Origin of the sequence: Agromyces humi (assembly GCF_009720255.1) — a bacterium.
GTDB classification, from domain to species: domain Bacteria; phylum Actinomycetota; class Actinomycetes; order Actinomycetales; family Microbacteriaceae; genus Agromyces; species Agromyces humi.
The window spans coordinates 1-2,084 of the sequence record NZ_WJSP02000524.1; the positions used below are offsets into that span (position 1 = coordinate 1).

2 protein-coding genes are annotated in these 2,084 nt (G+C 74.4%); one reads left to right on the forward strand and one right to left on the reverse strand.

The annotated features are described in order from the left end of the window. Positions 1 to 314 (reverse strand): Ada metal-binding domain-containing protein (locus GH736_RS21745; protein WP_328596944.1); only part of this gene is annotated, 314 nt, incomplete at its 3' end. 196 nt (positions 315 to 510) lie between these two features. On the opposite strand from GH736_RS21745, the gene GH736_RS21750 reads away from it, so the two are divergent. Next, a complete protein-coding gene (locus GH736_RS21750) occupies positions 511 to 1,908 on the forward strand; it encodes an FAD-binding oxidoreductase (protein ID WP_159607014.1) in 1,398 nt (465 codons plus the stop codon). Positions 1,909 to 2,084: the final 176 nt, after the last annotated feature.

Sequence of the window (2,084 nt, forward strand, 5' to 3'; positions counted from 1 at the left end):
TCCGATGGTTCGTGCACGCGGTTCGTGCCGTCGACATGGAGACACCGGCCGCCCGCCGGTTGTGACAGCGACGTCGTGACGCGATCGACGTCACGACCGCCTGAGCACGATCGCCGCCGGGAACCGGGCACCGCGTCGGGCAGGCACCGCTTGCACGCGCGGAGCCCGGCCTCGTGGGCGGCCGCCGCGGTGAGGTAGAAGCTCACGTTCGACGGCTTCGGTGCCACGGCCGGGCAGCTCGGCCGGCAGTAGATGCCCGTGGAGTGGACGCCCGTGATGAACTGGCCGTCGAATCGCGCGTCGCGAGCCTGCATCGCGCGGTAGCGCTCGGCGAACACGGGGTCGGCGAGCGGGTCGGCGGCCGTGCGGCTCACCGGGCGGGCCGGTCTCGCGAGTGCGGCGGGATGGGGCGTCATGCGTCCAGCCTCGCACGGAGGGCCGACATCGACCGGCGGAAATCGGACATGGCCGCGTCGTCGGACTGGCGGCCGATGAAGCTAGCGTGGAGGGATGCCCCACGACGTGCTCGCCCGCCTCCAGGACGCCCTCGGGGCATCCGTCGCCACCGATCCCGCCGCCCTCGACGAGAGCCGGGAGGACCGCTCCGGATGGCGGAGCGCGAGCCGGCCGCTCGCCGTCGTGCACGCGGCATCCGTCGAGGAGGTGCAGGCCGTGCTGCGCCTCGCCCACGAGACGCACACGCCGGTCGTCCCACGCGGCGCCGGAACCGGCCTGGCGGGCGGCGCGATCGCGAGCCCCGGCGCGATCGTGCTCGACGTCTCACGGATGAACCGCATCCTCGAGGTCTCCGAGGCCGACGAGCTCGCCGTCGTCGAGCCGGGCGTGCTCAACGGCGACCTCAACGATGCGCTCGCCCCGCTCGGCCTCTGGTTCGCACCCGACCCGGCCAGCCGCGCCATCTCGACGATCGGCGGCAACATCGCGACGAATGCGGGCGGCCTCCTCTGCGCGAAGTACGGCGTCACCCGCGAGGCCGTGCTCGGCCTGGCCGTCGTGCTCGCCGACGGGCGGCTGCTCCGCACCGGCCACCGCACCGTGAAGGGCGTCACCGGGTACGACCTCACCGCGCTCCTCACCGGTTCGGAGGGCACGCTCGGCGTCATCGTCGAGGCGACGGTGCGCCTGCGCCCCATCGTGCCGGGCGAGGTCGTCACCGTCGCCGCGGCGTTCCCGGGCGTCGAGGCCGCCGCCGCGGCATCCGCCGCGGTCACCGCCGCGCGCATCCGCCCGGCAGTGCTCGAGCTCATTGATTCCGCCGCGCTGACCCGCATCGCCGCCCACCTCGGCGACGCGGCGCTCGCCGGCACGCCGCTCGAGCAGACGGCGGCCGGCGAGGCGTTCCTGCTCGCGCAGAGCGACGACGGCGGCGCAGTCGAGGAGGCCGCACGCATCGCCGAGGCCTTCGCCGCCGCGGGCGGGCGGGTCACGGTGTCGACGGATGCCGCGACCGGCGACCGCCTGCTCGACATCCGCCGGGCCATGCACCCGGCGCTCGCGGCATCCGGCAACGTGCTCATCGAGGACGTGGCGGTGCCGCGCTCGCGACTGCCCGAGATGTTCCGTGCCATCGACGAGATCGGCGCGCGGTACGGCATCGAGATCCCCACGATCGCGCACGCCGGCGATGGAAACCTGCACCCGAACTTCGTGTTCACGGGCGACGAGGTGCCGGCGGATGTCTGGGCCGCGGCCGACGACCTGTTCCGCGCCGCGGTGGCCCTGGGCGGCACCCTCACGGGCGAGCACGGAGTGGGCATCCTCAAGCGCCGGTGGCTGGCCGACGAGCTCGGCGACGACTCGTTCGGCCTGCAGCGCGGGATCAAGGAGCTCTTCGACCCCACCGGCGTCCTGAACCCCGGCGTCATGTTCGCGACATCCGACGACTGAGCGCGACACCGCGACCCGGTCGCGACCCGCGACCGGGTCTCGACCAGCAGCCGGCTCTCACCCCGCGCAACCCGCTGCCCCGAGGCGGGCGGGGTCGATAGGCTGCGCGGATGACCAGCGCCCCTGCCCCGCCGCCCGAGCTGAACCCGTCGCCCGCTCCACCGCTCTGGTCGGCG